At 66.6% G+C, this 23,392-nt stretch carries 23 protein-coding genes; 16 read left to right on the plus strand and 7 right to left on the minus strand.

Annotated elements, in window-relative coordinates; genetic code table 11:
* Window positions 1-17 precede the first annotated feature (17 nt).
* Together ACX3O0_RS02785 and ACX3O0_RS02790 are read right to left on the minus strand one after the other, a co-directional pair.
* Window positions 18-1,688 carry an FAD-binding dehydrogenase gene (locus ACX3O0_RS02785; RefSeq protein WP_459106720.1) on the minus strand — a complete coding sequence of 557 codons (1,671 nt, stop codon included), beginning with the start codon at window positions 1,686-1,688 and terminating at the stop codon, window positions 18-20.
* A gap of 62 nt (window positions 1,689-1,750) precedes the next feature.
* On the minus strand, window positions 1,751-2,227 hold the full coding sequence (locus tag ACX3O0_RS02790) for an Lrp/AsnC family transcriptional regulator (protein ID WP_459090795.1): 477 nt from the start codon (window positions 2,225-2,227) through the stop codon (window positions 1,751-1,753).
* Between the two features lie 161 nt (window positions 2,228-2,388).
* Here ACX3O0_RS02790 and pdhA point away from each other — a divergent pair, with 161 nt between their 5' ends.
* Genes pdhA through ACX3O0_RS02810 form a run of 4 tightly spaced genes read left to right on the plus strand, consistent with a single transcriptional unit; the run spans window position 2,389 to window position 6,630 of the window.
* Entirely contained in the window at window positions 2,389-3,522 is a 1,134-nt protein-coding gene (gene pdhA / locus ACX3O0_RS02795) for a pyruvate dehydrogenase (acetyl-transferring) E1 component subunit alpha (RefSeq protein WP_459106721.1), read from the plus strand.
* Window positions 3,519-4,523, plus strand: coding sequence for an alpha-ketoacid dehydrogenase subunit beta (locus ACX3O0_RS02800; protein WP_459106722.1), 1,005 nt, complete (start codon window positions 3,519-3,521; stop codon window positions 4,521-4,523). The genes pdhA and ACX3O0_RS02800 overlap by 4 nt, the downstream gene beginning before the upstream one ends.
* 2 nt (window positions 4,524-4,525) lie before the next feature.
* Window positions 4,526-5,914, plus strand: a complete 1,389-nt coding sequence (locus ACX3O0_RS02805) for a dihydrolipoamide acetyltransferase family protein (protein WP_459106723.1) — start codon at window positions 4,526-4,528, stop codon at window positions 5,912-5,914.
* Between the two features lie 47 nt (window positions 5,915-5,961).
* Window positions 5,962-6,630 carry a VOC family protein gene (locus ACX3O0_RS02810; protein ID WP_459106724.1) on the plus strand — a complete coding sequence of 223 codons (669 nt, stop codon included), beginning with the start codon at window positions 5,962-5,964 and terminating at the stop codon, window positions 6,628-6,630.
* Between the two features lie 40 nt (window positions 6,631-6,670).
* Here ACX3O0_RS02810 and ACX3O0_RS02815 read toward each other — a convergent pair whose 3' ends face one another.
* Window positions 6,671-7,042 carry a hypothetical protein gene (locus ACX3O0_RS02815; RefSeq protein ID WP_459090805.1) on the minus strand — a complete coding sequence of 124 codons (372 nt, stop codon included), beginning with the start codon at window positions 7,040-7,042 and terminating at the stop codon, window positions 6,671-6,673.
* A 104-nt stretch (window positions 7,043-7,146) separates the two neighbouring features.
* Between ACX3O0_RS02815 and ACX3O0_RS02820 the strand changes: the two genes are divergently transcribed.
* Window positions 7,147-7,479, plus strand: a complete 333-nt coding sequence (locus ACX3O0_RS02820; protein WP_459090807.1) for a DUF7882 family protein — start codon at window positions 7,147-7,149, stop codon at window positions 7,477-7,479.
* The gene (locus tag ACX3O0_RS02825; protein ID WP_459106725.1) at window positions 7,476-7,733 is read left to right on the plus strand and encodes a hypothetical protein; all 258 of its coding nucleotides are present in this window, start codon (window positions 7,476-7,478) and stop codon (window positions 7,731-7,733) included. The genes ACX3O0_RS02820 and ACX3O0_RS02825 overlap by 4 nt, the downstream gene beginning before the upstream one ends.
* Window positions 7,734-7,791: 58 nt before the next feature.
* On the opposite strand, the gene ACX3O0_RS02830 is transcribed toward ACX3O0_RS02825, so the two are convergent.
* Complete coding sequence (locus ACX3O0_RS02830; RefSeq protein WP_459090811.1) at window positions 7,792-8,475, minus strand: hypothetical protein; 684 nt, start codon at window positions 8,473-8,475, stop codon at window positions 7,792-7,794.
* A gap of 174 nt (window positions 8,476-8,649) precedes the next feature.
* Window positions 8,650-9,240 (minus strand): SACE_7040 family transcriptional regulator, encoded by a 591-nt coding sequence (locus ACX3O0_RS02835; protein WP_459090813.1) that lies wholly within the window; start codon window positions 9,238-9,240, stop codon window positions 8,650-8,652.
* A 111-nt stretch (window positions 9,241-9,351) separates the two neighbouring features.
* Between ACX3O0_RS02835 and ACX3O0_RS02840 the strand changes: the two genes are divergently transcribed.
* Genes ACX3O0_RS02840 through ACX3O0_RS02860 form a run of 5 tightly spaced genes read left to right on the plus strand, consistent with a single transcriptional unit; the run spans window position 9,352 to window position 15,479 of the window.
* Entirely contained in the window at window positions 9,352-10,959 is a 1,608-nt protein-coding gene (locus tag ACX3O0_RS02840) for a carboxyl transferase domain-containing protein (RefSeq protein ID WP_459106726.1), read from the plus strand.
* Window positions 10,959-13,004, plus strand: a complete 2,046-nt coding sequence (locus ACX3O0_RS02845; protein ID WP_459108440.1) for an acetyl/propionyl/methylcrotonyl-CoA carboxylase subunit alpha — start codon at window positions 10,959-10,961, stop codon at window positions 13,002-13,004. The genes ACX3O0_RS02840 and ACX3O0_RS02845 overlap by 1 nt, the downstream gene beginning before the upstream one ends.
* Complete coding sequence (locus ACX3O0_RS02850) at window positions 13,001-14,161, plus strand: acyl-CoA dehydrogenase family protein (protein WP_459106727.1); 1,161 nt, start codon at window positions 13,001-13,003, stop codon at window positions 14,159-14,161. Before ACX3O0_RS02845 ends, ACX3O0_RS02850 begins: the two co-directional genes overlap by 4 nt.
* A gap of 9 nt (window positions 14,162-14,170) precedes the next feature.
* Complete coding sequence (locus ACX3O0_RS02855) at window positions 14,171-14,677, plus strand: MaoC family dehydratase (RefSeq protein ID WP_459106728.1); 507 nt, start codon at window positions 14,171-14,173, stop codon at window positions 14,675-14,677.
* A complete protein-coding gene (locus ACX3O0_RS02860; RefSeq protein ID WP_459106729.1) occupies window positions 14,670-15,479 on the plus strand; it encodes an HpcH/HpaI aldolase/citrate lyase family protein in 810 nt (269 codons plus the stop codon). Before ACX3O0_RS02855 ends, ACX3O0_RS02860 begins: the two co-directional genes overlap by 8 nt.
* A gap of 94 nt (window positions 15,480-15,573) precedes the next feature.
* Here ACX3O0_RS02860 and ACX3O0_RS02865 read toward each other — a convergent pair whose 3' ends face one another.
* Window positions 15,574-16,029 carry an Lrp/AsnC family transcriptional regulator gene (locus ACX3O0_RS02865; protein WP_459106730.1) on the minus strand — a complete coding sequence of 152 codons (456 nt, stop codon included), beginning with the start codon at window positions 16,027-16,029 and terminating at the stop codon, window positions 15,574-15,576.
* Between the two features lie 104 nt (window positions 16,030-16,133).
* On the opposite strand from ACX3O0_RS02865, the gene ACX3O0_RS02870 reads away from it, so the two are divergent.
* Window positions 16,134-17,018 (plus strand): EamA family transporter, encoded by an 885-nt coding sequence (locus ACX3O0_RS02870; RefSeq protein ID WP_459106731.1) that lies wholly within the window; start codon window positions 16,134-16,136, stop codon window positions 17,016-17,018.
* Window positions 17,019-17,035: 17 nt separating this feature from the next.
* On the opposite strand, the gene ACX3O0_RS02875 is transcribed toward ACX3O0_RS02870, so the two are convergent.
* Window positions 17,036-17,803 (minus strand): IclR family transcriptional regulator, encoded by a 768-nt coding sequence (locus tag ACX3O0_RS02875; protein ID WP_459090829.1) that lies wholly within the window; start codon window positions 17,801-17,803, stop codon window positions 17,036-17,038.
* 91 nt (window positions 17,804-17,894) lie between these two features.
* Between ACX3O0_RS02875 and hutH the strand changes: the two genes are divergently transcribed.
* From hutH to ACX3O0_RS02895, 4 genes are all read left to right on the plus strand, one after another.
* The gene (hutH, locus tag ACX3O0_RS02880) at window positions 17,895-19,493 is read left to right on the plus strand and encodes a histidine ammonia-lyase (protein WP_459106732.1); all 1,599 of its coding nucleotides are present in this window, start codon (window positions 17,895-17,897) and stop codon (window positions 19,491-19,493) included.
* Window positions 19,490-21,157 carry a urocanate hydratase gene (hutU, locus tag ACX3O0_RS02885; protein ID WP_459106733.1) on the plus strand — a complete coding sequence of 556 codons (1,668 nt, stop codon included), beginning with the start codon at window positions 19,490-19,492 and terminating at the stop codon, window positions 21,155-21,157. Before hutH ends, hutU begins: the two co-directional genes overlap by 4 nt.
* Before the next feature lie 31 nt (window positions 21,158-21,188).
* On the plus strand, window positions 21,189-22,334 hold the full coding sequence (gene hutI, locus ACX3O0_RS02890; protein ID WP_459106734.1) for an imidazolonepropionase: 1,146 nt from the start codon (window positions 21,189-21,191) through the stop codon (window positions 22,332-22,334).
* A gap of 185 nt (window positions 22,335-22,519) precedes the next feature.
* Complete coding sequence (locus ACX3O0_RS02895) at window positions 22,520-23,386, plus strand: SDR family oxidoreductase (RefSeq protein ID WP_459106735.1); 867 nt, start codon at window positions 22,520-22,522, stop codon at window positions 23,384-23,386.
* Window positions 23,387-23,392 lie beyond the last annotated feature (6 nt).

The raw sequence follows: 23,392 nt of genomic DNA on the forward strand, positions 1-23,392 counted from the left end.
GGTTTGCCACCTGAACCCTACAGTCTCGCGACGGCGCGGCCGGCTGTGCGACCGGTGAACAGGCATCCGCCCAGGAAGGTGCCTTCCAGTGACCGGTAGCCGTGCATGCCGCCGCCCCCGAAACCGGCGACCTCGCCTACCGCGTACAGCCCCGGCACCGGCTTGCCGGCAGAATTCAGCGCCTGCGCATTCAGGTCGGTCTGGATGCCGCCAAGGCTCTTGCGGGTCAGGATGTGCAGCTTGACCGCGATCAGCGGGCCGGCTTTCGGGTCGAGCACCTTGTGCGGCTTCGCCACCCGGATCAGCTTGTCGCCGCGATACTTGCGGGCCTGGCGCAGGGCATTCACCTGCGCGTCCTTCGAGAAGGCATTGTCGATCTCGCGATCCCGGTACTCGACCTCGAGGCGCACCTGCTCGGCGTCGATGGTCACCTCGGGGGAGAGGCGCTGCATTCCTGCGAGCAGTTCGTCGAGCGTGTCGGCGACCACGAAGTCCGCGCCCTTCTCCTTGAACGCCTCCACCGGGCCCGGAGCGCCCTTCTTCACGCGTTGCAACAGCAGCTTCAGGTCCTTACCGGTCAAATCGGGGTTCTGCTCGCTGCCGCTGAGGGCGAACTCCTTCTCGATGATCTTCTGGGTGAGCACGAACCAGCTGTGTTCGTGGCCGGCCTGGAGAATGTGCTCGAGTGTGCCGAGCGTGTCGAACCCGGGAAACAGGGGAACCGGGAGGCGCTTGCCGGTTGCGTCCAGCCAGATGCTGGACGGGCCGGGCAGGATGCGGATGCCGTGCCTGGCCCACACAGGCGCATAGTTCTCGATGCCCTCGACGTAGTGCCACATGCGGTCGCCATTGACCAGGCGAGCGCCCGCCTTCTCACTGATGGCCAGCATCCGCCCGTCCACGTGCGCCGGAACGCCGGAGAGCATGGACTTCGGGGGAGTGCCCATGCGCTTCGGCCACTGCTCACGAACCAGGTCGTGGTTGCCGCCGATGCCGCCACTGGCGACGATGACAGCGCCGGCGCGGTACTCGAAATCGGTCACGAACTCGCGGTTGCTCGCCTCGCCGCGCTCGGCGTCATCCGGCGCCAGCACCGAACCGCGCACGCCCACCACGGCGCCGTTCTCGACCATCAGCTCGTCGACCCGGTGACGGAAGGCGAGTGAGACCAGCCCGGCACCCACCCCGGCACGCACTCGGGCGATGAAGGGCTCCAGGATGCCAGGGCCCGTGCCCCACACGATATGGAACCGTGGGACGGAGTTGCCGTGCCCATTCGCGGTGTATCCGCCGCGCTCCGCCCAGCCGACCACGGGGAAGAACTTGACCCCCAAGCCGGCTAGCCACTCGCGCTTTTCGGCGCCGGCAAACTCGAGGTAGGCCTCAGCCCACTTCTTCGCCCAATCGTCTTCGTCGCGGTCGAAGCCCGCCGTGCCGAACCAGTCCTGGTGGGCCAGCGCGCGGCTGTCCTTCACGCCCATCCTGCGCTGTTCCGGGCTGTCGACCAGGAACAGGCCGCCGAACGACCACCACGCCTGCCCGCCGAAGCTGGCTTCCGGTTCCTGCTCGACGATGATGACCCGCTTGCGGGCGTCCACCAGCTCTGCGGCGGCGACCAGCCCGGCCAAGCCTGCTCCGACGACGATCGCGTGCGGTTGGTCCTGGGTTTTCAGGGACTGGTCCGGCATCCGTCGCTCCTTCGCACGTCGTCATCGTCGATCGCTGACGTTGTTCGATGCTATCGCCGAGTTCAGTCGGTGAGGCGCGGCCCGACCTCGAGCAGAGGGTCCATGCGGAAGGGGATCAGCTCGCCCATCGCGAGCGAGGTTTCGGTGCGTTCGACACCGGGAACGGCGAGCACCTTGCCGTTGACCCGGAACAGGTCCTCGGCGTCGGCGGCCACCACGCGCACCAGCAGGTCGGCAGGTCCACTGAGGCCGAAACCCTCGATGACCTCCGGAATTTGAGCAATCTGCTCAACGATCTCCGGCAGGCTGGGCTGGTGCAGGTGCACCGTGATGAAGGCGGTCAGCCGATAGCCGAGTGCTTCCGGGTTGATGCGGCGATCGAAAGGGAAGAGGGCGCCCCGCGACTCGAGGCCGGACATCCGCGCCTGCACTGTGTTCCTGGACAGTCCGAGTCTTTGGGCGAGCGCCACGACGGTGCCTCGAGGGTCGGTGATCATGGCCCGAAGGAGCCGGATGTCGGTGGTGTCCACTCGTCGCATAACGTGACGTTAGCACTGTCGAAAGCCTTGCGATAGAGCATTATGCTCAGTCAAATTGCGGATGCTTGAACCTCCTGCCATATCGACGTACTCTGGAGCAACATCTGGCAACGGTGCCCGAGCTCCACAAGAGCGGGAACCGCCGACAACGGAGCAAACAAATGTTGCGTGCAACCAACGTGCCTGAGGCCACAACCGACCTCAACCTTCTCGGCCACCCGGAAGACCTCATCCAGCTGCTCACCCCGACGGGTGAGCGGGTGACGGACCCGAGCTACGACAGCTGGGTTTCCGACGTCACCGACGAGCAACTGGTCTCCCTCTACGAAGACATGGTGGTCGTTCGTCGTATCGACACGGAGGCGACAGCCCTCCAGCGCCAGGGCCAGCTGGGACTGTGGCCGCCGCTGCTCGGGCAGGAAGCTGCCCAGATCGGCTCCGCCCGCACCCTCCGCTCCGACGACTTCGTCTTCTCCAGCTACCGCGAAAACGGGGTTGCCTACTGCCGGGGCGCCGACCTCACCGACATGATTCGACTCTGGCGCGGAGTGGGCCATCACGGCTGGAACCCCTTCGACATCAACATGGCCACGCCAGCGGTCATCATCGGCGCCCAGACACTGCACGCCACCGGCTATGCCATCGGCTGCAAGAAGGATGGGGTCGACTCGGTCGCCATCTCCTACTTCGGCGACGGGGCGACCAGCCAGGGCGATGTGAACGAGGCCATGGTCTTCGCCGCCAGCTTCAAGGCCCCGGTGATCTTCTTCTGCCAGAACAACCAGTGGGCGATTTCTGAACCGGTCGGCCTGCAGGCAACCCGCCCGATCGCCGACCGTGCCCCAGGCTTCGGCATCCCCAGCATGCGAGTCGACGGCAACGACGTTCTCGCGGTCATGGCGGCCACCCGGGTGGCACTCGATCGCGCCCGCCGCGGCGACGGCCCGACCTTCATCGAAGCGGTCACCTACCGGATGGGCCCGCACACCACCTCCGACGACCCGAGCCGGTACGTCGACCCCGAGGTGCAGGAGGAGTGGGCGGCCAAAGACCCGATCATCCGCCTGGAACGCCTCTTACAGGCCAAGGGCCTGCTCACCGACGAGGTGTCCGCAGCGGTCAAGGCCAAGGCAGACGCGGTCGCGGGGGAGATGCGCGACGGATGCTACGGGCTCGAGGCCCCGGAAGCACTCACCGTCTTCGACAATGTGTACGCGACGCCGCACTCCTTGCTGGAGCGGCAGAAGAGCCAGTACGCCGCCTATCTCGCGTCGTACGAAGGGGGCGCGAAATGAGCCTGTTGTCACTTTCCGCCGCCATCAACTCCGGACTTCGGAGTGCGCTTGCCGACGACCCCAAGGTGGTGCTCCTCGGTGAGGACATCGGCACGCTCGGGGGCGTATTCCGCGTCACCGATGGCCTGCAGAAGGAGTTCGGCGCCGACCGCGTCATGGACACCCCGCTCGCCGAAGCCGGAATCATGGGAACGGCCGTCGGTCTCGCCTTCCGCGGGTACCGCCCGGTGGTCGAGATCCAGTTCGACGGCTTCATCTACCCGGCGTTCGACCAGATCGTCGCCCAGGTGGCCAAGCTGCACTACCGCACGGGCGGCAAGGTGAAGATGCCCATCACCATCCGGGTTCCGTACGGCGGTGGCATCGGCGCGGTCGAGCACCACTCCGAATCGCCTGAGGCGTACTTCGCCCACACTGCCGGACTGCGGGTGGTCACCTGCTCGAACCCGCAGGATGCGCACACCATGATCCGCCAGGCGATCGCCTGCGACGACCCGGTGCTGTTCTTCGAGCCGAAGCGCCGCTACTGGGTCAAGGGCGACGTCGATGAAGACATCAGCAACGCACTCTCCATGGAGCGCGCACACGTGGTGCAGGAGGGGACGGATGTCACGCTCGTCGCCTACGGACCCCTGGTGATCACCGCTCGGGATGCTGCGCTCGCCGCAGCCGATGAGGGAATCTCGGTTGAGGTCATCGACCTGCGGTCGCTTGCGCCCATCGACTTCGCCGCCGTGGAGGCATCCGTTCGCAAGACCGGCCGCCTGGTGATCACGCACGAAGCCTCGCAATACGGCGGAATCGGGGCCGAGGTGGCTGCCAGCATCACCGAACGCTGCTTCTTCCACCTGGAGGCTGCACCGGCCAGGGTCACCGGTTTCGACGTTCCATACCCGGCGGCGAAGCTCGAAGAGCACTACCTTCCCGACCTCGATCGCATCCTCGACGCGGTTGACCGCGTCATGGGCCGCGAGAACTCCCTCACCGGCTGGAGCGCCTGACCATGGCAGTCAAAGAATTCGCAATGCCGGACCTCGGTGAAGGTCTCACCGAGTCGGAACTGGTTTCATGGAACGTCGCCGTCGGAGACACCGTCGAGCTCAACCAGGTGATCGCCGAGGTTGAGACCGCGAAGGCGCTCGTGCAGCTGCCGTCGCCGTTCGCCGGAACGGTGTCGCAGCTCTTCGTCGAGCCGGGCACCACAGTGCTGGTCGGGTCGCCGATCGTGGCTATCGAGGTTGAAGGCGGAGAGGGAACGGATGCCTCGGGCAAGCCGGTCGCCGAAGCCTCGCCGTCAGGCGAGCGCAACTCGGTGCTCGTCGGCTACGGGCCGCCCGTTGAGGGCACCGGACGGCCGACGCGCCGTGCTCGGAGCGGTGGGGCCGCGCCGGCCGCGCCGGCCCAGCCTGAAAAGCTTGGGCCCACGCCGCCGGTTCCGAACGGTGCGCCAGCATCGGTCGGCCGTGCGGTGGGGAGCGAGCCCGTCGAGACCCCGGTCGCAACGGCAAGTTCCCCAGCACCGGTGAAGGAACGCCCGCGCTCCACCCCACCGGTCCGCAAACTCGCAGCAGATCTGGGCATCGACCTCGCCACAGTCACCGGCAGCGGCCCGGACGGCCTGATCACCCGCGACGACGTCAAGGCGCATTCGGAGGCTCCGACGGCATCCGCTGCACCTGCATCGTCTCGCGAGCGGGAGACGCGCACTCCGATCAAGGGGGTGCGCAAGCACACCGCCGCTGCCATGGTGTCGAGCGCGTTCACCGCGCCGCACGTCAGCGAGTTCCTCACCGTCGATGTGACACCCACGATGGAGCTGCTCGAGTCGATCAAGGCGAACCGTGCGTTCGCCGGACACCGCATCAACATCCTCACGGTCGTCGCGAAGGCGATTCTCATCGCGATCTCCCGCAACCCGTCGGTGAATTCCCGGTGGGACGAGGCGGCGGGCGAGATCGTGCAGTTCGGCTACGTCAACCTCGGCATCGCGGCGGCGACGCAGCGCGGCCTGATCGTGCCGAACATCAAGGACGCCGACCAGCTCGACCTGGTCGGGCTGGCGGATGCCATCGGCACCCTCACCGAGACCGCACGCGCCGGAAGCACCAGCCCGGCCGATCTCGGTGGTGGAACGATCTCCATCACCAACATCGGTGTCTTCGGCATCGACGCCGGCACGCCCATCCTGAACCCGGGGGAGGCCGCCATCCTGGCGATGGGAGCCATCCGCCGCCAGCCGTGGGAGTACCAGGGTGCGGTCGCGCTGCGCAGCGTCATGACGCTCAGCCTGTCGTTCGACCACCGGTTGGTCGACGGTGAGCAGGGGTCGCGCTTCCTGGCGGATGTCGGCACCATCGTCTCGAACCCGGGCATGATCCTGACGATGGTCTAGGAGTTCACGCCCTTGACCGCATCCGACCGGGTGCTCAGACTGGGGACATGAGCGACGCGAAGGCAACACTGGGTCCGCAGAACAGCGCGAGCGAGCTCGAGGGCACCGCATTCGTGCACCTCGACGGCGTGCTGTACGGCAAGTACAAGACCGACGACTTCGAGGGCGCGGCGGCCCTGGTGGCGCAGGTCGCGCAACTGGCGGATGCGCAGAATCACCACCCGGACATCCGCCTCGGCTACGGGTCGGCCGAGTTTGAACTCAGCTCACACGATGCCGGCGGTGTCACCGAGCGCGACATCAAGCTGGCTCGCGGCATCCATGGGCTCGCGGACGCACTCGGCGCGACCGTCGAACCGGTTCAGCGCCAGCGGCACGAACTGGCGATCGACTGCGTGGATGCCGACGCGGTGCGCGATTTCTGGCGGGTTGGAATGGGTTACGTGGAATCGGAGTCCGACGGCGACGGCGACATCGACCTCGTCGACCCGACCGGCCGAGGCCCGAAGGTGTGGTTCCAGCACATGGACCCCCCGCGCACCGATCGCAACCGCATCCACATCGACGTCTACGTGCCGACCGCGGATGCCGAACAGCGAGTGCGGGACGTGGTCGCAGCCGGCGGCTTCCTGCTGACCGACGAGTTCGCCCCCGACTGGTGGGTGCTGGCCGATGTCGAGGGCAACGAGCTCTGCATCTGCACGTCAGACGCCTGAACGCCGGACCGGGCAGCCGCTGCTGCACCGGTGACGTCGGTCAGGCGTGCCCGGTCGCCGCGTCAAGGTCGGGATAGTCGAGTCCGAGGTCCTTCATGTCGGGAACGTCGGTCATCTCTGACGGCCAGGTTGGGCGTGACGGCTGGAGTTTCAGTGTCCGCGTCTCCAGTTCTGCGATGGCCTCGGTGTCAAACGGCTCATCCTGGCTATTCTCCACCGGTGTCGAGAACATCTGGCTGGCCGGCCCAATCAGCAGGTGGGCGTAGGCGAGGCTTCCCCCCTCTGTCACGACTGGGAGCATCACCACATCCGCCTTGCCCGCATCGGCCAAAGCGCGGGCATAGCGGAGCACGGCCTTGCAGGTGTTGTCTGCCATCAACATGCTTCCGCCGGCGAAGTAGAGGCGTCTCATGCCCGCCAGTCTTCAACGGTGCGACGGTGCAGGCAAGGGGTACCTTTGTGCGCAGTTTGCGGGTAGGAAAGGGGTGAGAGAACACACGCTACGGAGGCGAGGCCATGGGGACGCTGTCGTATGACTCAACGTTCACTGCTGATTTCGACGACCGTGTGCTCGCGCACCTGCAGATCGTGATCGGGGCGAAGCTTCGCCGAAACGAGTCGTTCTACTTCAGTTGGAAGGACGATGCGCGCATCGGTGATGGGCGCACGACCATCTGGTTGCATCCCGCTATCCCGCTGGTCTACAAGTACTTCGGCAGCCGGATGCCCGCGATCAACCGGGCATGGGTTGAGGAGCTGACGCTATCGGCCAACACGCCGGGCGGGCTCCAGATCGTGCGTGAACCTGAGCCGGCAGCGCCGTCGGCCAACGACAACGGTGCACGATGAAGCGCATCGACGTGATCTACGGCGGAATTCGCTACACCATCGCCAATCGCGACATCGCGGAGTTGAAAGCGGAGATCACGGATGCCGTGACCAGCGGTATTCCCCACTGGCTTCCCGTCAACCACGGCGAGGGCACGCTCCATGAGGCTGAGCTGCTGATCACTGCCGGAGTCGACATTGCGGTGATGGGACTCGACCCGGACATCCAGGACGATCGCTCCGAAGGGAATGCGACGCTCCCCGGTGCCTTCTGACGGGCACCCTGCGGCGAGCAAAGGGCTACGGGATGAGCTTCGTCGGGTATGTCACTACTTACTCCGGCGGTGTGGGGTTGAGCGGAGTGTTGTTGTCCCACGTCCTCAGGTAGCCTGCCCGTCCACGTTCGGCGGAGACGATGAAGTAGGTAAGCCCGTAGATGAAACCAGCCACCACGCTGAGCAGCGCAGGTGCGGCCAGAGCGCCGGTGATGGTGGCGACGAGGAGCCCGCCCAGGGCCGCATTGACGACGGAGATGAAGACCATGCTGCTGCCGGCGACGTGGCTGAACGCACTCCGCTTCCCGAGAAAGTAGTAGGTGCGGGTCGAGCCGGCGAGGTCATCGTGCTGGCTTGTCATCAGGTACGGCGCAACACCCGGATCGAGGTCGACGTAGGCGGCACGCAGTCGATTCATGGCCAGTACGTACCCGAGGTCTTCCAGTCCGACATTCATCACGCGCAGCTGGGTGAGGACCCCGACGAGGCAGACGAAGCCGAGGACAACTACCGCGAAGACGATGAAAGCGTCAGAGAATCCGGTTGCTTGGCCGACCAGCGCGAGACTGACGAGCCCGGCGGAAACGAGGGTCAGGAACATGTTGATGCGGGTAAGCACCTCGCTTTGGGTGGTGCTGCGCGACGCGAGCAGGCTCCAATGCTCGGTGGCGAGCAGTTGTGCCCGCATCGAAAGTGGAACCGGGTGAACGTCCTCGGGCGGCACAGCCGCCTGCTCCGTCATGCGGCCATTATGCGCCGCCGTGCACACGATGGGAATGATTTCCCGCGCATCCGCCGCGCATCGCGCCTGATGGGAGGAGAAACTCGTCCCGCGGTGGAAAAACTTCCCTCAAAGAGTGCGGATGGCCGAAAAGCTCTCTCAATTGTGCCGGGGGAGCGGTGAGTGCGGCAGCGCTCAGCTGGTGAGCGCCGCCCAGGCCATCTGCTCGAGCAGGTCGCGTGTAGCGCCGCGCGGGGAGGGGCGCGCGCTGTGCGGCGTCGAGTTGATCAGCCCGAAGGTGGCGTGCGAACGGATGCGCAACTCGACCGGGTCGGTGCCGGGCTCGAGGCGTGCCAGCACCGAGACCCAGAGTTCGACGTATCCGCGCTGCAGGGCGCGAACGGCGTGCCGATCGGCATCCGCCAGCGAATCCAGGTCGCGATCCTGCACCCGGATGACGTGCGGGTTGGCGAGTGCGAAGTCCACATGGAAGCGGATGAGCGCACGCAGGGCGGTCGCATCGTCTCGCGCCGCCGTCACCACCCGATGGCCGCCTTGTTGCAGGCGCTCGCTGACTTCGACGAGCAACGCCGCGAGTACCGCCTGCTTGCTGGGGAAGTGCCGGTACACCGCCGGACCGCTCACGCCGGCAGCGGCCCCCAGGTCTTCCATCGACACCCGATCGAAGCCACGCTCGGCGAACAGGCGGGCAGCGGATGCGAGCAGCACAGCACGACGGTCAGCCTTCGCCTGCTCGCGGGCGGTCGGAAACGTCGTCTCGCTCATGCTCGCTCCCGTCCTAGACAAATCAGTTAATGAACACTAACCTAAATCTAGTTAACCAGCACTAACTGAAACCATTTCGCGCACGCGCGACGGGAGCGGAAAGCAGCGTCGATGGAAACCCTCGTCAGCAAGATCGATCCGAACAGCGACACCTTCCGGAACAACGATGCCGCCCAGCGGCAGCTGGTCGCAGAACTGCACGAGCGGCTCGCGAAGACAGCACTCGGGGGCCCGGAGAAGTCACGCAAGCGCCACGTCTCCCGCGGCAAACTACTGCCACGCGACCGCGTCGACCAGCTGCTCGATTCCGGCAGCCCGTTCCTCGAGGTCGCCCCGCTGGCAGCCAACGGCATGTACAACGACGATTCCCCGGGCGCCGGCGTGATCGCCGGGATCGGCCTGGTGAACGGCCGGCACGTCATGGTGCTGTCCAACGACGCCACCGTCAAGGGCGGCACCTACTACCCGATGACCGTGAAGAAGCACCTGCGGGCCCAGGAGATCGCGCTCGAGAACCGCATCCCCTGCATCTACCTGGTCGACTCCGGCGGCGCTTTCCTGCCGAAGCAGGACGACGTGTTTCCCGACCGTGACCACTTCGGCCGGATCTTCTACAACCAGGCGCGGATGTCTGCGGCTCGGATTCCGCAGATCGCCTCCGTCATGGGGTCGTGTACCGCCGGCGGCGCCTACGTCCCGGCGATGAGCGACGAGACGGTGATCGTCAAGAACCAGGGCACCATCTTCCTCGGCGGCCCGCCGCTGGTGAAGGCCGCCATCGGCGAGATCGTCACCGCGGAGGAACTCGGTGGCGGTGACCTGCACTCGCGCACCTCCGGCGTCACCGACCATCTGGCCGAGAACGACACCCACGCCCTCGAAATCGTGCGCAGCATCGTCGAGACCCTGCCCACGCCTCGCCACACCGCCTGGGACGTGATCGAGACGCGCGACCCGGCCGCTGACGAGTCCGAGCTGTACGGCGTCGTCCCCACCGATGTGCAGTCGCCGTACGACGTGCGCGAAGTGATCGCCCGCCTGGTTGACGCCAGCGAGTTCCACGAATTCAAGAAGGAGTACGGAACGACCCTGGTGACCGGCTTCGCCCGCCTCCACGGGCATCCGGTCGGCATCATCGCCAACAATGGCGTGCTGTTCAGTGAGTCAGCGCTGAAGGGCGCCCACTTCATCGAGTTGTGCGACCAGCGCGGCATCCCGCTGATCTTCCTGCAGAACATCTCCGGGTTCATGGTCGGCAAGGACTATGAGGCCGGCGGCATCGCCAAGAACGGCGCCAAGATGGTCACCGCGGTGGCCACCACGCGCGTTCCCAAGTTCACCGTCGTCATCGGCGGATCGTTCGGCGCGGGCAACTACTCGATGTGCGGGCGGGCGTACTCGCCGAAATTCCTCTGGATGTGGCCGGCCAGCCGCATCTCCGTCATGGGCGGCGCGCAGGCATCGTCGGTGCTGTCCACCATTCGACGGGAACAGCTCGAAGGGCGCGGCGAGGAGTGGTCGGCAGAAGACGAAGCCGCCTTCAAGGCGCCCATCGCCGAACAGTACGAAAGTCAGGGCAACCCGTACTATTCGACCGCACGCCTCTGGGACGACGGGGTGATCGATCCGGGCGACACGCGTCGCATCCTGGGTCTCGCCCTCGACGTCTGCTCCACCGTTCCGCTCGCCGACCCGGCCTTCGGCCTGTTCAGGATGTGATCCCGTTGCCCCAGGAATTCTCCACCGTCCTCGTCGCCAACCGCGGCGAAGTCGCCTGCCGCGTCATCCGCACGCTGCGTGCCATGGGCATCCGCTCGGTCGCGGTCTACAGCGACGCCGACCGTAACGCGCGTCATGTGCGGATGGCGGATGTCGCCGTGCGCATCGGACCTGCGCCGGCCCAGGCCAGCTACCTCAACATCGACGCTGTCGTCGCCGCAGCGCAGGCCACCGGCGCTGAAGCTATCCACCCCGGCTACGGCTTCCTCTCCGAGAACGTCGACTTCGCCCGCGCCCTCGAGACAGCTGGAATCGCCTTCATCGGCCCCGGAGTGCAGGCGCTCGACCTGATGGGCGACAAGATCCGGGCCAAGACCCACGTCAAGTCCCATCAGGTGCCGGTGATCGCCGGGATCGCCGAACCGGGGCTGACGGATGCCCAGCTCATCGCGGCCGCAGAAGACGTCGGCTACCCACTGCTGATCAAGCCATCGGCCGGGGGTGGCGGCAAGGGCATGCACGTCGTCGAGCGGTCGGAGGACCTCGCAGAGACGCTGGTCACCGCCCGCAGGGTCGCGGCCGCAGCCTTCGGCGACGACACCCTCTTCCTCGAGCGCTACCTGGCAACGCCGCGCCACATCGAGGTGCAGGTGCTCGCCGACAGCCAAGGGAACGTGATCCACCTGGGTGAGCGGGAGTGCTCACTGCAACGCCGGCACCAGAAGGTGATCGAAGAAGCACCATCTCCGCTGCTCGACTCCGAGACCCGCGCCCGCATCGGCGAGGCCGCCTGCGAGGTGGCCCGCAGCGTCGGCTATGTGGGCGCCGGAACGATCGAGTTCCTCGTCTCCGACAATGCGCCGACCGACTTCTTCTTCATGGAGATGAACACGCGCCTCCAGGTGGAGCACCCGGTCACCGAATTGGTGACCGGAATCGACCTGGTGGAGTGGCAGTTGCGCATCGCAGCCGGTGAGCCGCTGAGCCTGGTGCAGGATGATATCCGCCTGACCGGGCATGCCGTCGAAGCGCGCGTCTACGCGGAGAGCCCGGCTCGCGGGTTCCTGCCGACCACCGGCAGCGCCCTGGTGCTCGACGAGCCGCAGGGCGACGGCGTTCGGGTGGACTCGTCGCTGGTGCAGGGCCTGGAGGTCGCATCGAACTACGACCCGATGCTGTCGAAGGTGATCGCCTGGGGTGTAGACCGTGCCGAGGCCCTGGCGCGACTGGACGGCGCGCTCGCCTCGACCACGGTGCTCGGCATCGAGACCAACATCGACTACCTGCGCCACCTCATCGCGGACCCCGCAGTGCAGGCTGGAAACCTGGAGACCGGGCTGATCGAGCGGATGTTGCCATCGCTGGAGTTCCGTGGCGCGGATGACGCGCTGCTGGCGGTCGCCGCGCTGGTCGTGCACTCTCGCGAGACCAGTCCGGGAAGTGCCTGGCACCGCGACGGCTGGCGCCTCGGCCCACACGTGCCGTCCCGTTACCGCTTCGCCGCATCCGCCACCGACCAGGTCGACGTCCTCATCTCCGGGGCGGTGGATGCCGCCACCATCGCAATCGGCGACGGCGCACGGCGGTCGGCGGCACTGAGCTGGCTGGGCGGCACCACCGTCAGCCTGGAGCTCGACGGACGCGTGACGCGCTATCGCGTGGCCGTGGACGGCGACACGGTGTGGGTCGGCGACCACGGATTCGCGATCGACCTGAACCTGGTGAGCCGCACCCAGCAGCTCGCCGACCAGCTGAACGCCATCACCAGGGTGGCCGGTGCGGCAGACCCAGACGTACGCTCGCCCATGCCCGGCACGGTCGTCGCCGTGAACGTGACCAGCGGCGACTCCGTCACCGCCGGTCAAACCCTCCTCACAGTCGAGGCGATGAAGATGGAGCACAAGCTCCTCGCCACCGTCGACGGCATTGTCACCATCACCGCCAAACCAGCCGACCTGGTCAAGCTCGACCAGGTCGTCGCCAGCATCGCTCCCCACACCATCGCTCCCCAGGAGGGAGCAGAACAGGAAGAGGCACACTCATGACCTTCCAGCTCAGCGAAGACGAACAAGACCTGTACGACACCGTTCTCGACTTCGCGCGCGAAGTGATCGCACCGATCTCCTACGAGGCCGACCGCGAACACCGGCTGCCGATGGACGTGGTCGCCCAGATGGGTGAGATGGGCCTGTTCGGCCTGCCGTTCCCGGAAGAGTACGGCGGACAGGGCGGCGACGTGATGGCGCTGGGCCTCGCCATCGAGGCGATCGCCACCCAGAACCAGTCGCTGGCCATCACCCTCGAGGCCGCAGTCGGCCTGGGCGCCCTCCCGGTGTTCCGGCACGGCACCGAGGAGCAGAAGCGGGAGTACCTGCCAGACCTCACCGCAGGCAAGGCGTTCGCCGGCTTCGGCCTCACCGAGGCAGAGGCGGGGTCGGATGCCGGTGCTACGCGTACCACGGCCGTGCTCGACGGCGGCGAGTGGGTGGTCAACGGCAGCAAGCAGTTCATCACCAACTCCGGCACCCCGATCACCCGCTTCGTGACCGTCACCGCGGTCACCGGCCAGACCACCCGCGACGACGGAAAGGCCGTCAAGGAGCTGTCGACCATCATCGTTCCGAACGGAACGCCAGGCTTCACCGTGGAGCCCGCGTACGACAAGCTCGGCTGGAACTCGTCTGACACGCATCCGCTGACCTTCAACAACGCCAAGGTTCCCGAGGCCAACCTGCTGGGGGAGCGTGGGCGCGGATACGCGAACTTCCTGCAGACACTCGATGACGGGCGCGTCGCCATCGCCGCGCTGGCGACCGGTGCTGCGCAGGGCTGTGTTGACGAATCCGTCGCGTACGCCAAGTCGCGCAACGCCTTCGGCAAGCCGATCGGATCGTTCCAGGCGATCTCGTTCATGATCGCCACAATGCAGTCCCGGGTGCACGTCTCGCGCCTGGCCTGGCATGAGGCAGCGCGCCGCGCATCCGCCGGCCTCCCGTACAAGACCGAGGCGGCCATCGCCAAACTGGTCTCCAGCGATGCGGCGATGAGCAACGCCCGCGACGCCACCCAGATCTTCGGCGGCTACGGTTTCATGAACGAGTCATTGGTGGCACGCCACTATCGTGACTCGAAGATCCTCGAGATCGGTGAGGGCACGAACGAGGTACAGCTCATGGTGATCGCCCGCGAGCTCGGTTTCTAGGAGGTAGTCATGGCCACGGAGCCAGAAGTGTCCAGCGAACAGAAAGTCGTCGAACAGCGCGGGCTCTACTACGAGGAGTTCGAGCTGGGCACCCGCTACCTGCACCGGCCGGGGCGCACCGTGACGGAGACTGACAACGTGCTGTTCACCACCATGACGATGAACATGCAGTCACTGCACCTGGATGCCGCCTGGTCGGCCGAGCAGCCGTTCGGCCAGCGCCTGATGAACTCGATGTTCACCCTCGCCACCCTGGTCGGGGCATCCGTCGCCCAGCTCACGCAGGGGACCATCGTGGCCAACCTGGGGTTCACCGAGGTGAAGTTCCCGCACCCGCTCTACCACGGTGACACCATGTACTCGGAGACCGTCGTCAACGACAAGCGCCTGTCCTCTTCGCGGCCGGGGCAGGGGATCATCACCCTCACCCACACTGCCAAGAACCAGCACGGCGACGTGGTGGCGACCGCCGTGCGCTCGGTGATGGTCTGGTGCAAGGACGCCCACAATGGCTGACTTCTCGATGGGGCCGGCCATTCTGTTCTGCCCGGCCGACCGGCCCGACCGCTACGAGAAGGCGGCGGAGCGGGCGGATGCCGTCATCCTCGACCTGGAGGACGCCGTCTCGGCCGAAGCGAAAGACTTCGCACGCGAGGCTGTCGCCGTCTCCAAGCTGGACCCGGCACGCACCATGGTCCGGGTGAACCCGGCAAGCACCGGCGACCTGGACTGTGACCTCACCGCTGTCTCGCGGACGAGCTACCGCACCGTGATGCTGGCGAAGGCCGAGCATCCGTCGCAGCTTGAAGCGCTTTCCGGCTTCGACGTCGTCGCCCTCATCGAAACTGCGACCGGGGTGTTGAACGCTGCCGCGATCGCTGCCGAGCCGAACGTGGTCGGGCTGATGTGGGGCGCCGAAGACCTGATCGCATCCCTCGGCGGCACGTCGAGCCGCTTCCCGGACGGTCAATACCGCAACGTTGCGAGTCACGCGCGTTCGACGGTGCTGCTGGCCGCCGGCGGGAACGGCAAGGCGGCCATCGACGCCATCTACGCGAACATCCCCGACCTGGAAGGGCTGGCAGTGGAGGCAGCGGATGCCGTCGCCTCCGGCTTCACCGCGGCAGCGTGCATCCACCCGTCGCAAGTCGCGGTCATTCGCGCCGAGTACCTGCCCAGTGACGCTGACCTCGCCTGGGCACGCTCGGTGCTGGCGGCCGCCGAAAACGAGCGCGGCGTCTTCCAGTTCGACGGGCAGATGGTGGACGGCCCCATCCTGAAGCACGCGCAGAAGCTGCTGCGGCGCGCGGGTCGCTAGCCGACCCGCTCCCTGAGCTTGTCGAAGCGGGCCACCCAGCCCTCACCCGTCAGTTCCGGACACAGGCGCCGCGGGGGCGTGTGCAGGCCTGTCGCTAACTGACGGGTGTAGCAATACCCGGTGTGCGCGGCGGCACGGGTGTCGACTGGATGATCGACGTCGTTGTTTGCCCGTACAGCAAGAACTGGTCGAGCACTTCCTCAAACGTCGTCAGGTTGGTGGCGTGCACTTTGATCAGGAAGCAGTCCTCGCCGGTGATGCGGTGGCATTCGCTCACCTGCGGGATGCTCTTCGCGAGTTCGGCGATCTTCGGCAGCTGACCCGGCCCTGGCTTGACCCGGACGAACGCGGCAACGGGAAGCCCCAACGCCGCAGGGTCCACGTCGAGGCGGTAGCCCCTGATCGCCCCGGATTCTTCGAGCCGCCGCAGCCGTTCGCGGGCTGTCGGGACCGAGACACCTACCTGCCTGGCGAGCTCTGCCACCGGCATCCGTGGTGCATAGTCAAGCTGGCGCAGGATCGATCGATCGAGTTGGTCGAGTTCTGTCATCATAAAAGGATACGCACAAAGCACTTACGATCCGCAAAGCCAAAGGCTTCCGCAGCGATTGTTCGTCATGGTCGTGACCCGTTGCTGCTTGGCAGCATTGAGGTATGTCCAGCACATCATCCGCAGCCCCGGTACAGCTCAGCGCGCTGACCGACCGAGTGCCCGCCTCGGTGTTTTTCGTCACGAGTGCGACGTTCCACTATCTCGGCCCGGCGTTTGCTGTGCTCCTGTTCGTGAGTATCGACGTCATGGGAGTCGCCTGGCTCCGAATCGCCTCAGCCGCCCTGATCTTCGCGCTCTGGCGTCGGCCCTGGCGGGTCTGGGCTTCGTCCAACTGGCAGCAGCGGCGACTTCTTGTAGCCCTCGGTGTGGTGCTCGGAGCGATGAATGGAGTGTTCTACCTGGCGATCGAACGATTGCCGCTCGGCACGGTGGGCGCCATCGAATTCCTCGGCCCGATCTTCCTGGCAGCCGTCGGCATCCGCTCGCTTCGCAACGTCGCGGCACTCGCCCTGGCCGTGGCGGGGGTGTACCTTCTGGCCGACGTCCGCTTCGAGGCAGAACCGCTGGGCCTTCTCTTCGCGTTTGCGAACTGTGCACTCTTCGCCGTCTATGTCGTTCTCGGCCATCGGCTGGCGGAGAACGGGGGAGCGTCCGGCATCGATCGGTTGGGGGCCGCCATGCTGATCGCCATGATTGTCGTTGCCCCGTTCGGGATCGTCGACGCGTTCGCGACGGTCACCGCCCCGTTCTTGCTGCTTGCCGCCGTCGGTGTCGGGGTCTGCTCCTCGGTCATCCCTTACGTCTGCGATCAGCTGGCGATGGCCCGGATCCCTCGGGCGACTTTCGCGCTGATGCTCTCGCTGCTGCCCGCAACGGCTACGGTCATCGGAATCATCGTTCTGCTCCAGATTCCGAGCTGGCTGGAGCTCGTGGGCGTGGTGCTGGTCATCGCCGGCATCTTCGCGCATCAGCAGAAGCGAGCCTGACGGGGCAGGACCGGTCGCTACAGCCGGCCGCGGATGCGCCGGGTGAGGGTGTCTGCTGCAGAGCGCACCGCACGCCCGAGGCGGGACAGTTCGGCGTCGTCGACGATCGTGCGTCGGAAAGTCAGCCCGACGGATGCCGCCGGGTACCCGTTGTGGTCGAGTACGACGGCCGCGACGGAGGCGTAGTCGAGGTTGATGTCGCCGTCCTCCACCGCCCACCCGCGCTCCCGCGCATCCGCCAGCAATGCCGAGAGGGCGGGGACATCCGCGGGTCCCGTCGTCGTGCGCAGCGGCAGCGGTTCGCCGGGGGAGTATATAGCAGCGAACTGCGCCTCTGGCAGCGCAGCGAGCATCGCGCGCCCGGTAGCCGTCAGGTGAGCGGGCAGCCGCACGCCGATGCTGGTGACGACTGCCGGCGCTCGGGCGGCCGCAACTTTCGACGCGTAGACCACATCGCTGTGCTGCAGCACCCCGAGGTGTGCCACTAGCGGAAGCTTCGTCTCACCGACGAGGCGTCCCAGCACGGGCCCCGCGAGACGGGCGAGGGTGTCGGAGGCGCTCACCGAGGACCCGAGCTCGGCGATCAGCGGGCCGAGCGCATAGCCCTGGTGTTCGGGCGAGTGCACCACGAATCCCTCATCCTGCATCACCCGCAACAGGTGGTAGACGGATGATCGTGGCAGCTCCAGGTCGCGGCTCACCGTCGACGCGCGCACGGGCCCGCTGTGCCCAGCCAGGTACTTGATGACCCGCAGGGTGTCCGTGGCGGCAGGAACGCTGCTCATCCGGCTCCTTCCGTGCGAGTGTCTGGGATACCAGACAGAATATCCTGCAAAGGTCGTCCACTTGAGGCGTTGACAAGCTCTAATGAGAGTCATGAGTACTGTGAACACCGCGCGAGGCGCCCACACCCCAGGCACCGCGACCCCACACACCGTGGCACTCGGGGTCGGTGGCCCATCATTCGCCGAAGTGGTGGCCGTTGCCCGCAACGGCGCCCGGGTCGAACTGAGCACCGAGTCCCTGGAGGCGATCGCCGCAAGCCGCGCCATCATCGAGGCGCTCGCCGACGACCCGCAGCCGCACTACGGCGTCTCCACCGGGTTCGGCTCCCTCGCCAGCAAGCACATCCCTTTCGAGCGTCGCGCGCAGCTGCAGCGCTCCCTGGTGCGCAGCCACGCCGCGAGCAGCGGCCCCGAGGTCGAGCGTGAAGTGGTGCGGGCCACCATGCTGCTGCGCCTGTCGACGCTGGCCACCGGGCGCACCGGCGTCCGCCCGGAAGTCGCCCAGGCTTACGTCGACCTGCTCAACGCCGGCGTGACGCCCATCGTCGGCGAGTACGGCAGCCTCGGATGCTCCGGCGACCTGGCGCCGCTGGCCCACTGCGCCCTGGCACTCATGGGCGAGGGCGAGGTGCGCGACGCGAACGGCAGGCTCATGCCGGCTGCGGATGCTCTCGCAGCGGCCGGCATCACGCCGATCGAACTGCGCGAGAAGGAAGGACTCGCCCTCATCAACGGCACCGACGGCATGCTCGGGATGCTGATCCTCGCGATCACCGACCTGCACGCCCTGGTCAGCACCGCCGACCTGGCCGCAGCCATGAGCATCGAGGGCCTGACCGGCACGGACGCCGTCCTGGCCGCCGACCTGCAGGCGCTTCGCCCGCATCCCGGCCAGCGCGACTCCGCTGCCAACATGCGCGCTGTGTTGCAGGGCTCGACCATGATCAGCAAGCCGGAAGGCTTCACCCGGGTTCAGGATGCCTATTCCCTGCGCTGCGCACCCCAGGTTCACGGTGCCGTGCGCGATACCATCAGCCACGCGACATCCGTCGCCGAGCGCGAGCTCGCCTCCGCCATCGACAACCCGGTGGTGACCCTCGACGGCCGACTCGAGTCGAACGGCAACTTTCACGGCGCCCCTCTCGGCTATGTTCTCGACTTCCTCGCCATCGCAGTCGCCGACCTGGCCAGCATCAGCGAGCGCCGCACCGACCGGTTCCTCGATGTCGCCCGCAACCACGGGCTGAACGCGTTCCTCGCGGACGACCCGGGCGTGGACTCCGGGCACATGATCGCCCAGTACACACAGGCGGGCATCGTCAGCGAACTGAAGCGGCTGGCCAACCCGGCGAGCGTCGACTCGATCCCGTCGTCGGCCATGCAGGAGGACCACGTGTCGATGGGCTGGAGTGCCGCCCGCAAGCTGCGTCGTTCCATCGACGGGCTCAGCCGCGTAGTGGCCATCGAATTGCTCACCTCGGCCCGCGCCATGGACCTGCGTGCTCCTATCGAGCCCGGCCCGGTCGCTTCCGCGGTCCGCGCCCAGCTCCGCACCGCCGTCGAAGGACCGGCCGGTGGCGACCGCTACCTGGCCCCCGAGATTGCAGCAGCCCATTCCATGGTGCTTGACGGCTCCCTTCTGGCTGCCGCAGCATCCGTCATTTCTGAAACAGGAGGAGAACTCATATGAACGAACAGCACGGACCGCGTCCCGTAAAGGCCTACCGCGGCAACACCCTGAACACGCTCGGCTGGCAGCAGGAGGCGGTGCTGCGGATGCTGCAGAACAACCTCGACCCGGAGGTCGCCGAACACCCGGACAAGCTCGTCGTCTACGGAGGAACCGGCAAGGCGGCCAGGGACTGGGCGAGCTTCGACGCTATGGTGCGCACGCTCAAGACCCTCAAGAATGACGAGACCATGCTGGTGCAGTCCGGCAAGCCGGTCGGTGTCATGCAGACCAACGAGTGGGCTCCGCGCGTGCTCATCGCCAACTCCAACCTGGTCGGCGACTGGGCGAATTGGGACGAGTTCCGCCGTCTCGAGGAGCTCGGCCTCACCATGTACGGCCAGATGACCGCCGGCTCGTGGATCTACATCGGCACCCAGGGCATCCTGCAGGGAACCTACGAGACCTTCTCGGCCATCGCTGAGCAGAAGTTCGGCGGCACCTTGGCCGGAACGATCACGCTGACCGGTGGTGTCGGCGGCATGGGCGGCGCCCAGCCGCTGGCCGTCACCATGAACGATGGCGTAGCGATCTGCGTCGACGTCGACCAGAGCCGCATCGACCGGCGCATCGAGCACCGCTACCTCGACGTCGAGGCAACCTCCCTGGAGCACGCGCTCGAGCTGGCTTACGCGGCGCGTGACAGGAAGGAGCCCCTGAGCATCGGGCTGCTCGGCAATGCGGCGGATGTCTTCCCGCGCCTCCTCGAGATGAAGGCAGAGATCGACATCGTCACCGACCAGACCAGCGCGCACGACCCGCTGGCCTACCTGCCGCTCGACTACAGCTTCGACGAGTGGATCCCGGCCCGCGAGGCTGACCCGACTGGTTTCGCCGAGAAGTCCCGCAATTCCATGCGCAAGCAGGTGGAGGCAATGGTCGGCTTCCAGGATGCCGGTTCCGAAGTCTTCGACTACGGCAACAACATCCGCACCGAGGCTAAGACGGCCGGGTTCGAGAACGCGTTCGCGTTCCCCGGGTTCGTGCCGGCCTACATCCGGCCGCTGTTCGAGCAGGGCAAGGGCCCGTTCCGCTGGGCGGCCCTCAGTGGGGATCCGGCCGACATTGCCGCGACAGACAAGGCGATCCTCGAGCTGTTCCCCGAGAACAAGTCCCTCGCCAAGTGGATCAAGATGGCGGGGGAGCGGGTGCACTTCCAGGGGCTTCCAGCCCGCATCTGCTGGCTGGGCTACGGCGAACGTGACAAGGCCGGGCTGAAGTTCAACGAGATGGTGGCATCCGGCGAGATCTCGGCTCCGATCGTGATCGGCCGGGACCACCTCGACTCCGGCTCAGTCGCCTCGCCGTACCGCGAGACCGAAGCAATGAAGGATGGTTCGGATGCGATCGCCGACTGGCCCCTGTTGAACGCGCTGGTGAACACCTCATCCGGTGCGACCTGGGTGTCCATCCACCACGGGGGCGGTGTCGGCATCGGCCGTTCCATCCACGCCGGACAGGTGACCGTCGCCGACGGCACGGAATTGGCTGCGCGGAAGCTCGCCAGGGTGCTCAGCAACGACCCGGGAATGGGCGTGATCCGCCACGTGGACGCCGGTTACGAGGATGCCGCTGAGGTCGCTGACCGGCTCGGCGTCCGGGTGCCGATGAAGGAAACAGAGTGAAAGAACACGCTGCGGGCTTAAGGTTGCGTGCATGACAAGCACGATCATCGACCGCATCGGACTGCTGGTCACCAACGATGAGTCCCACGGATCCCTGACAGCCGAACGCAGTGATGCAGCGGTCGTCATCGAGAACGGCAGGATCGCGTGGGTCGGTCACGCGGCTGACGCGCCGTCGGCCGACACCCGCATCGACGCTGAAGGACGCTGCGTCATCCCCGGCTTCGTCGACAGTCACAGTCACCTGGTGTTCGCAGGCGACCGCTCAGACGAGTTCGAGGCCCGGATGATCGGCGAGAAGTATGCCGCTGGCGGCATCCGTCGCACCGTGGGGTTGACCAGGGCGGCTACGGATGCCGAACTCGCCGAGAACACGGCCCGCCTGATCGCCGAGATGCGGGCCCAGGGCACCACAACGGTGGAGATCAAGAGCGGGTACGGGCTGAGCACGATCGATGAGGCTCGGTCCCTCGCCATCGCCGGTCAGTTCACCGAGGACACCACTTTCCTTGGTGCGCACGTCGTGCCGGCCGAGTTCGCCGATGACCCGGCAGGCTACGTCGACCTGGTCACCGGGGAGATGCTCGACGCGTGCGCATCACGCGCCAAGTGGATCGACGTGTTCTGCGACGACGGCGCTTTCGACGTCGACCAGGCACGAACCATCCTGGACGCGGGCAAGGCTCGCGGCCTGGCTGCGCGGATGCACGCCGGTCAGCTCGGCGAATCGGACGGGGTGCGGCTCGCGGTCGAGCTTGGCGCCGCCAGCGTCGACCACTGCACCTTCCTGAGCGACGCCGACGTTGATGCGCTGGCATCCGGCAGCACGGTGGCCACCCTGTTGCCGGGCGTGGAGTTCTCCACCAGGCAGCCCTATCCGGATGCCCGGCGGCTGATCGACGCCGGAGCGACCGTGGCGATCGCCAGTGATTGCAACCCCGGATCAAGTTTCACGTCATCAATGCCCTTCTGCATCGCCCTGGCGGTCCGCGAGATGCGGATGTCACCGGCCGAAGCACTATGGGCGGCGACCGCCGGGGGAGCGAAGGCGCTCTGGCGAGAAGACGTCGGGGTGATTGCGGTGGGGAAGAAGGCCGACCTGGTCATCCTGGATGCCCCCAGCTATGTGCACCTGGCCTATCGACCCGGAGTGCCACTGATCCACCGGGTGATCTGACCAGAGCCACCGACTTCGCAGGCTCAGTCGGCGCTGGCGTCGCGCAATCGCTGGCGCGATTGCCAAAGCTCCAGCGCGCCGGCGTTCCGCTGATCCACCGGGTGATCTGACCACCCATCGGGCACCGGGAATGCTCACGAGCTGGGAGGACTTGTTCCCAGCGAACCCCCGCGAAAGGACCCTTCATGCTGCTTGCCGTCACCGGTGCCACTGGCCAACTCGGCCGCCTCGTCGTCGACTCGCTGCTTGAGCGCGGCACTCCGGCCGGAGATATCGTGGCCATCGGGAGGCAGGTCGAGAAGCTCTACGATCTCGAAGCCCGCGGCGTACGGGTTCGCGCCGCCGACTACACGAAGCCCGACACCCTGGCTGCAGCCCTCGACGGCGTCGACCGGCTCCTGCTCATCTCGGGCAGCGCGGTGGGACAGCGAGTCGCACAGCACACCAACGTGCTGAAGGCTGCAACGGATGCCGGAGTCGGCTTCATCGCGTACACCAGCGCTCCGAAGGCCGACAGCACCGAGCTCGCACTGGCGCCGGAGCACAAGGCGACCGAACAGCTCATCCGTGACTCCGGGATCCCGTTCGCGTTCCTTCGCAACAATTGGTACACCGAGAACTACTTCCAGGTGCTGGAGCAGGCGCAGTACACCGGGCTGGTCATCGCCAGCCTCGGTGACGGGACGGTCGCCAGCGCCAGCCGCCGCGACTTCGCAGAGGCGGCAGCGGTGGTGCTCACCAGTGCCGGCCACGAGGGCAAGGTCTACGAACTGGCCGGAGACACTGCCTGGGGCTACGACGAGTTGACTGCCACGCTCAGTGAGCTGCTCGGCCGGGAGGTGGAGTACCGTCGCGTGTCCCCTAAGGAGCACCGGAAGATCCTGACCAAGGCCGGAGTGCCGATGGCGCAGGCTGCCTTCGTGGTCACCCTTGACGGGAATACCCGCAATGGTGCCCTCTCCGGCACCAGCGGCGAGTTGAGCGCCCTGATCGGCCGCCCGAGCACGCCGCTGCGGGAAACCCTGGCCGCGGCCCCGGCGTTGAATACCTAAGCCGGT

The organism is Homoserinimonas sp. A447 (assembly GCF_054489325.1).